The organism is Streptomyces europaeiscabiei (genome assembly GCF_001550375.1).
Classification (GTDB): domain Bacteria; phylum Actinomycetota; class Actinomycetes; order Streptomycetales; family Streptomycetaceae; genus Streptomyces; species Streptomyces europaeiscabiei.
Genome location: NZ_LRTR01000778.1, coordinates 1 through 8,061, shown reverse-complemented (window position 1 = coordinate 8,061; position 8,061 = coordinate 1). Strand labels below are relative to the sequence as shown.

Annotated in this window: 6 protein-coding genes; 3 read left to right on the top strand and 3 right to left on the bottom strand. The window is 71.4% G+C overall.

Annotated features, from left to right (window positions below):
- Positions 1 to 227 precede the first annotated feature (227 nt).
- The 3 genes from AWZ10_RS38070 to AWZ10_RS38060 all read left to right on the top strand — a co-directional run bounded on the left by AWZ10_RS38070 (position 228) and on the right by AWZ10_RS38060 (position 4,360).
- A complete protein-coding gene (locus AWZ10_RS38070; RefSeq protein ID WP_060893302.1) occupies positions 228 to 1,184 on the top strand; it encodes an AraC-like ligand-binding domain-containing protein in 957 nt (318 codons plus the stop codon).
- 177 nt (positions 1,185 to 1,361) lie between these two features.
- Positions 1,362 to 2,909: a GMC family oxidoreductase gene (locus tag AWZ10_RS38065; protein ID WP_060893301.1), complete on the top strand. Its 1,548-nt coding sequence runs from the start codon at positions 1,362 to 1,364 to the stop codon at positions 2,907 to 2,909.
- Between the two features lie 14 nt (positions 2,910 to 2,923).
- Positions 2,924 to 4,360, top strand: coding sequence for an aldehyde dehydrogenase family protein (locus AWZ10_RS38060; RefSeq protein ID WP_060893300.1), 1,437 nt, complete (start codon positions 2,924 to 2,926; stop codon positions 4,358 to 4,360).
- Between the two features lie 83 nt (positions 4,361 to 4,443).
- Here the strand turns inward: AWZ10_RS38060 and AWZ10_RS38055 are convergent, their stop codons facing one another.
- From AWZ10_RS38055 to AWZ10_RS38045, 3 genes are all read right to left on the bottom strand, one after another.
- Positions 4,444 to 4,866: a hypothetical protein gene (locus AWZ10_RS38055; RefSeq protein ID WP_060893299.1), complete on the bottom strand. Its 423-nt coding sequence runs from the start codon at positions 4,864 to 4,866 to the stop codon at positions 4,444 to 4,446.
- Between the two features lie 510 nt (positions 4,867 to 5,376).
- Positions 5,377 to 6,102: a class I SAM-dependent methyltransferase gene (locus AWZ10_RS38050; RefSeq protein WP_046702803.1), complete on the bottom strand. Its 726-nt coding sequence runs from the start codon at positions 6,100 to 6,102 to the stop codon at positions 5,377 to 5,379.
- Between the two features lie 193 nt (positions 6,103 to 6,295).
- A partial coding sequence (locus AWZ10_RS38045; RefSeq protein ID WP_060893298.1) for a SpoIIE family protein phosphatase occupies positions 6,296 to 8,061 on the bottom strand: 1,766 nt, incomplete at its 5' end.

The following is an 8,061-nucleotide window of genomic DNA, read 5'->3' as shown; positions in this document are numbered from 1 at the left end:
AGCCGGCTCCGGCCGGCTCCGGGGCCGCCTGAGCACCTGGCGATCGGCCCCGGCTCCCCTCTGACACGAGGCGGGGCCGGGGCCGTTCCGCGTGGATGGGGCGAGGACTCCTGGAGCGGTGCGCGGTGGGCGCGGGCGGACACTGTCCTGCTCCGGGGCCTGCGACGACTGTTGCGTTGGCACTGGTTTGTCGTACTGTGCACCGACCCTGCGGAAGGAGGACTGGCGTGCCCACCGTGACCACACCGCCGGACGGGAGTCCCGCGGAACGTTTCGACTTCTGGCGGACGCTCATCAAGAGCAGCTTCGTCCCCCTGGACGCGGTGCCCCACGAGACGCCGGACTTCCGGGGCCGTCTGCGCAGCGCCCGGCTCGGCCCCGTCCAGGTCTCGGTCGTCGAGGCGGATCCGCACGGTGTGACCCATACGCGTCGGCACATCGCCCCCGACCTGCCGGACCTCGTGAAGGTGAGCCTGCAGTTGTCGGGGCAGTGCGCGCTGGCGCAGAAGGACCGGCAGGTGCTCCTGAAACCGGGCGGACTGGCCCTCTACGACACCCGCTTCCCGTACACCCTCGAGTTCGAGCACCCCTATCGCCAACTCGTCCTCATGCTCCCCAGAGCCCTGCTCAGGCTGCCCGAGGCGGGGATCGAGCGGGTCACAGCGGTCCCCGTGCCCTGTCGGACGGGTGTCGGGCCGGTCGTCCTGCCCTTCCTGAGAGGGCTGGCGCAGCAGGTGGAAGAGCTGGAGTCCGTGGCGGCGCCACGGTTCGCGGACACCGTCGTCGACCTGCTCCAGGCTCTCCTGGCACCGTACGGCGAGGCCCCGCCGGGAGCCCGCGAAGAAGGCCGGGACGTGCTGACCCGGCGGATCCTCATGTACATGGAACAGCGGCTCACCGATCCGCACCTCGGTCCGGACGAGATCGCCGCCGCCCACCACATCTCCCGCCGCTACCTCTACAAACTGCTCGCCGAGCAGGGCCACACCGTCTCCGGCTGGATCCGGGAGCGGCGCCTGACCCAGTGCCGGCGCGACCTCACCGACCCCGCCCTGGCCCATCTGCCGGTCGCCGCCATCGGTGGCCGCTGGGGCTACCCCGACCCCGCCTATTTCAGTCACGCCTTCAAGTCCGTGTACGGCATGAGCCCGCGAGAGGCGCGCGTGACGCCACCGTGCCCGTAGCCGGTCGTCAGCGCCCCGCACAGGCCTTCGCCGGTGCCCGGGACTTTCCGGGACTTCGCCGGTGCGCGCCGCTCGCGGCGGTGAGGAGGAGTCGGCGGGCCCTTCGTGCCCGCCGCAGCAAGGCTTCGTGCACAGGACCACAAGCCCGCACCCCACCGGTGGAGCGACGCTCACCCCATGGGAGCCGCACACACTGATTACGACCACATCGTGGTCGGCGCCGGGTCCGCGGGCTGCGCCGTCGCGCGCAGGCTCGTCGACGCCGGCCGAAGCGTTCTGCTGATCGAGACGGGTGGACGGGACGACAACCCGGCCATCCACGACCCTGGCCGCCTGTGGGAACTCTGGAACTCTCCCCAGGACCACGCCTACACCACCGAGCCCCAGCGCCATGCGGACGGAACACAGGTGTTCTGGCCGCGCGGCAAGGTCCTCGGCGGGTCCAGTGCCCTCAACGGCATGATCTACGTCCGGGGCCACCGCTCCGACTACGACGACTGGGCTGCGCGGTACGGCGCGACCGGCTGGTCGTACGACGAGGTGCTGCCGTACTTCACACGCTCGGAGGACTTCGAGGACGGCCCGTCCGCCTACCACGGCGCCGGCGGCCCGCTGCCCGTCACCCGCAACCACGCGCCCAACCCGGTCACCAGCGCGTTCATGGCGGCCTGCGAGCAGTACGGCATCCCCAACAACGACGACTGCAACGCCGAGGAGATCCTCGGCGTCAACCTCATCCACCGGACCATCCGCGACGGCAGACGGGTCAGCGCCTGGACAGCCTTCGTGCAGCCGGTCCTCGACAACCCTCTCCTCACGGTACGGACCGGGGCGCTGGTGACCCGTGTCCTCGTCGAGGGCGGCCACACGGTGGGCGTCGAACTGCTGCACCAGGGCCGCACGGACACCGTTCGCTGCTCGGGTGATGTGGTCCTGTCCGCCGGAACCATCGGCTCGGCGCAGTTGTTGCTGCTCAGTGGCATCGGCCCCGCCGACGAGCTGCGTGCCCTCGGTATCGGTGTGACCGCCGACCTGCCCGGGGTGGGCGGGAACCTGCACGACCACACCCTCACGCCGGTGGTGTGGGAGTCGGCCAGGGCCGTGCCCGAGGGCACGGCGAACAAGCTGGAGGCCCACTACTTCGCCAAGACCGACCCCTCGTTGCCCGCACCCGACCTGCAGCCCCTGATGTCACACGTACCGGTGCCCGTCGCGGGGCAGACGGTGCCGGAGGAGGGCCACGGGTACTCCGTGCTGGCGGGCACGATCCGCCCGCTCAGCCGGGGCCGGCTGTGGCTGCGCTCCGCCGACCCGACGCAGGCGCCGGCGCTCGACCCGAACCACTTCGCCGAGCCGAGCGACCTCGCCGCCATGGTGGAGGCGGTCAAGCAGGTCCGCGAGATCGGGGCCCAGCAGGCGCTCGGCGACTGGCGGTCGAAGGAGATCGCACCCGGCCCCGGCATCCACACGGACGCCGAGATCGCCGCGTACATCAAGCGCAATCTGCTCAGCTACCACCACCAGGTCGGCACCTGCCGCATGGGCACCGGCCCGGACGCGGTCGTCGACCCTCGCCTGGCCGTCCACGGGCTGACGGGACTGCGGATCGCCGACGCCTCCGTCATGCCGGCAGTCACCTCCGGCAACACCCACGCACCCGCCGTCATGATCGGCGAGCGGTGTGCCGACTTCGTCCTTGACGCATCAGGATGCGACGCACAGTAATGAGGAGCACAGCAATGGGGCAGACCCTCTTCATCGGCGGCACGTGGATGTCGGCCGCCACCGGCACCGAGTTCGACACCGTCGACCCGGCGACCGGTCAGCCGCACGCCCGCTGCGCCGACGCCGGACCACTCGACGTGGACAACGCGGTCACCGCCGCCCGCGCGGCACTCGAAAGCCCCGCCTGGGCAGGGCTCGCGCCCGCCGAACGCGCCCGTGTCCTGTGGCGCGTCGGCGACCTGATCGAGGAACACGCCGAAGAACTGGCCGTGTTGGAAACCCGCGACCAGGGCCAGCCGCTCGGGATCTCGCGGATGGTGAGCGTCAGGAGCGCCGCGGAGCACTTCCGTTACTACGCCGGATGGGTCACCAAGCTCTACGGCGAGACCGCACCGGTGTCCTTCCCGAACGTGCTGCAGTACACGAAGCGTGAGCCGGTCGGCGTCTGCGCCCTCATCACGCCGTGGAACTTCCCTCTGATGATCGCCAGTTGGAAGATCGCACCCGCCCTGGCCTGCGGCAACACGGTCATCGTGAAGCCAGCCGAACAGACGCCCATGACGACGGTCCGGCTCGTGGAGCTGTGCCGGGAGGCGGGTGTGCCGGACGGCGTGGTGAACCTGTTGACCGGCGGGCCGGAGGCCGGCCGCGCCCTGGTCGAGCACCCGGGCGTCGACAAGGTGTCCTTCACCGGCTCCACGGAGACCGGCCGCGCGATCGTGCGGGCCTCGGCCGGCAATCTGAAGCGGGTCTCACTGGAGCTGGGCGGCAAAGCACCGAGCATCGTTCTGCCCGACGCCGACCTCGACGCGGCCGTAGCCGGCTGCCTGCAGGGCGCGCTCCTCAACAGCGGCCAGGTGTGCGCCGCGTACACCCGTTTCCTCGTCCACCGCTCCCTCGCCGACGAGTTCGCCGAGCGCTGCGCCAAGTCAGTCGGACACATGCGGCTCGGACCGGGCAGCGCACCGGAGACGGACCTCGGCCCGCTGGTCACCGCCGACCACCTCGAACATGTCGACGCGCTGGTCCGCAGCGGCGTCCAGGAGGGGGCGACACTGGTCACCGGCGGATCCCGCGCCGAGGAGCTCCCCGGCTACTTCTACCGACCCACCGTGTTCACCGGTGTCGGCGACGACATGCGCATCGCCCGTGAGGAGATCTTCGGCCCCGTGCTCTGCGTCCTCCCCTACGACGACGAGGACGAGGCCGTCGCTCGCGCCAACGACACCGACTACGGCCTCGCAGCCGGCGTCTGGACCCGTGATGTGGCCGCCGCCCACCGCGTCGCCGGGAAGATCCGCGCCGGAACGGTCTTCATCAACATGCCCAACCCCGTGGACGCCTCGGCACCCTGGGGCGGCTTCGGCGCCAGCGGCTGGGGCCGCGAGATGGGCAGCGGCGCGCTCGACCTGTACACCGAGGTCAAGAGCGTTTGGACGTCTCTGACATGAAGCAGAAGGGTGCGGATCCAATGAGGGCGCTGTCGATCAGGTAGGTATGACCTGGTCGCGGTAGCGCGTCTGGTGGTTGCGGGTCAATTCCTGCTGCTGGTGCCAGGTCCGGTAGGCGTCGAAGTCGCCGCTGGCGCGGACGGCACGCAGCTTGAGTACGGCTTCGGCTCCGGACGGGCCCCAGCGGGCGCCGGTGATGTCCAGGCGGTCTTGACCAGGTGGCGGCATGCTCTCTCGATGCTTCCGGTGGTGATCGGCCAGCCGCCTTCGAGGGCGGTGTCGCAGTGCAGGTGTTCGGCCTTGCCGGTCAGGTGGTTCACGGCCTCGTCGATGCCTTTGCGCTGGGCGCCACGCAGTCCGGCGGTGCGGGCGGCTTCCTCGATGGCGGCGGTCTGCTGCACGCCGCCGGCCAGGAGGGCGCAGGCGTGGCGGGCGACCCAGGTCCCGGCGGAGGCGTCGCCGCTGTCGTGCAGGCACCAGGCTGCTCGCCACGGATGGTCGAGCACGATGGATCAGGTCGACGATGATGTGGACGTCCACGCCGCGCTGTAGCGCTTCGGCCTTGATGAGGTCGATCTGCTGGCGGGCCCCGTCGACCAGGACGACCCAGCAACGGCGGTCGCCGGGGTCGCGGTGCTCTGCCTGGTCGAACACGGCGGACACCACCTGCGCGGCGGTGTCGGTCACCGGGCCGCACCACCACTTCGACAACGTGCAGAGCGCGCCACGACGGCTCCAGCGGCCGACTACCAGGAGTGAGCCCACCCGGCCGACCGTGACATCAGTTCTGACATCCGCCGCCATGGGTCCCACTGGGTTTCAGCGGCCATCAGTCACCCCACTAACTGCCATGTTCAAGTCTGCGCCGCAGGTCACGGCAGCAGCCCCAAGAGATGAGGTCTTCATGACTCGAAACCGTACGCGTTCGCGCCGATCCGTGTCAGACCTGTGGACAACTCTCACCGCCGCGGCCACCGCCGTCGACCGGGACGGCGCACCGGCCCGCCGGAGCCGCGCTACGCCGTGCGCCCCGCCACGTACCACCTCGACGGCAGTTCGATCCGGGTGCCGTCGGCCGTGTGCTCAGTGGTGATCAGCGGGAGGTCGCCGTCGGCGACGAGGGTGAGGCCGGATGCGCGCAGATACCGCGGGACCGCGGCGTCGGTGACCTCGCCCGGGGCGATGTTGTGGCGGAAGATCGGGGCGAGTTTGGCAGGGGGGCCGGTGGGGCTCTGGGCGAGGCCCATGAGGACGGGCTTCGCGGCCTCGGCGAGTTCGACGAGGCAGACCCGGCCGCGCTCCCCCAACAGCGTGGCGATGGTGTCGACGAGGCGTTGGCGGTCGTCGGGTTCGCACTGGTGGAGTACGCCGCGTACGTAGACGTTGGCGTCGCCGAGGTCGGCGTGGAGGGTCTCGGCGTCGGTCTTGTCGGCCGCGTCGAGCAGGCGGTAGGCGGACCGGCGGCCGGGGTCGGCGCGGCGGGCCCGGTCGAGGGCGGCGGTGGAGAGGTCGGCGCCGATCACCGTGGGGAAGCGGTCGGCCAGGTAGCGGGTCTGGGTGCCGTTGCCGCAGCCGAGGTCGACGAGGGGCAGGGCGGGGGCCGTCAGGTACGGCTCGAACAGGGCGACATGGACGGCCGCGGTCCATTCGGGCCCGGCGTCCCAGAAGACCTCCCCCGGTCCCTCGGGTGCCTCCCGCCAGAACCCCTCCCAGGCCTCCCGGTACCCACTCGTCACACTCATGCCCAACCCCCGGAAATAGTGACGCGGCCCGCCACTCCGGCGGCCCAGATCGGTCTACCGCGCCCGGAACGCACAGACAAGCACCGTGCGCGTATGTTCACCCCTCACCCAGATCGCGCGCCCCCTGGCCCCAGCCGACAGCCGCACGGCCGACAGCCGCCTCGGGGCGGTGCCGACTCGATCCCCCGTCACCTCAACGCCGTCGCGGCAGGGTCAGTTCGAACCACACCGTCTTACCCGCCCCCGTCCGGGTGGTCCCCCACTCGCGTGCCAGGGTCGTGAGGACGCGCAGCCCGCGGCCGAACTCGTCCGTGGGCGCCGCGCTGAGCAGGGTCGGCAGGGTGGGGTCGTCGTCGGAGACCTCGCACTGCAGGGTGTCGCCGCGGACGAGGCGGAGTTCGATACGGCGCCCGCGCGCGTGCCGTACGGCGTTGGTGACGAGTTCGCCGACCAGGAGCACGGTGGTGTCGGCGAGGGCGTCGAGGCCCCAGACGTACAGCTGTTCGCGGACGGCGGCGCGGGCGCGGGCGGCCTCGCTCGGGTCGGGGGCGAGGCGCCACTCGGCGACGTCGTCCGGTTCGATGCCGTTGAGCCGGGCCATCAGCAGGGCCACGTCGTCCTTGCGACCGCCGCGCGTGTTGAGGGCGCGGATGATCGTGTCGCAGGCGTCGTCCATGGACGCGGCCGGGTGGGCGGCGGACTCGCAGAGCGTCGCGAGGCCCACGCCGATGTCCTCGCCGCGCACCTCGACCAGGCCGTCGGTGCACATCACGAGCCGGTCGCCGGGCTCCACGCGCACGCGTACCGTCTCGAACGGCACCCCGCCGACGCCGATGGGCGCGCCCGTGGGCAGGTCGAGCAGTTCACTGCGGCCGTCCACCGCGCGGACCAGCACGGGCGGGATGTGCCCGGCGTTGGCGAGGTGCAGTTCGCTCGCGATGGGGTCGTAGACGGCGTAGAGGCAGGTCGCCAGATAGTGCTCGCCGAGGCGCTGGGCGAGGTCGTCGAGGTTGCGCAGCAGCTGTGCGGGCGGCAGGTCCAGGGCGGCCATGGTCTGGACGGCGGTGCGCAACTGGCCCATCATCGCGGCGGAGTTGAGGCCGTGCCCCATGACGTCGCCGACGACCAGGGCGGTGCGGGCGCCGGGCAGCTTCACCGAGTCGAACCAGTCGCCGCCGACCCGCCCGAGCAGGGTGCCCGGGAGGTAGCGGGTGGCGATGTCGCAGCCCGCCATGTGGGCCTCGATCTGCGGGAGCATGCTGTCCTGGAGCGTCTCGGCGACGTTCTCCTGGTAGGTGTACATGCGGGCGTTGTCGAGGACGAGGCCCGCGCGGGCGGCGAGTTCGGCGCCGGTGACACGGTCCATGTCGTCGAAGACCTCGCGCTCCGGGTGGCGCAGCAGGATCATGAACCCGAGGACCACGTTGCGGGCCTTCAGGGGCACGACCAGCATGGAGCGGTTGCTGATCAGCGGCCGGATGTCGCGCTTCTCGAACTGCGCGGCGATCGCGTGCCCCATCTGCTCGCTGATGCGCGGCACGAGGACGGGCTCGCCGGTGGTCATGCACTGGAAGAACGGGGTGTGCGCCGGGAACGGCATGGCCTCGCCGACCGGTACGACGTCTTCCCAGCGGCCCGGCTCGTCCGTGTGCTCCAGGGCCACCCGGTGCCACATGGTGGTCGTGTCCGGCACGCCGTCGGGGAAGCCCTCGCCGGCGACGACCTGCTCGCGCAGATAGGTGCCGGCGACGTCGGTGAAGCGGGGCACGACGGCCTTGCTGACCTCGACGATGGTCCGGGACAGGTCGAGGGAGGTGCCGATGCGTCCGCTGACCTCGTTGAGGAACTCCAGCCGCTCGCGTACGGCGGCGTACTCGAGGTCCTCGCCCTCGTCTGGGACGTCCTGAGGGACCGGCAGCCCCTCGGCGACGGCGCGCGCGGCCCGTTCACGGCGCGCCC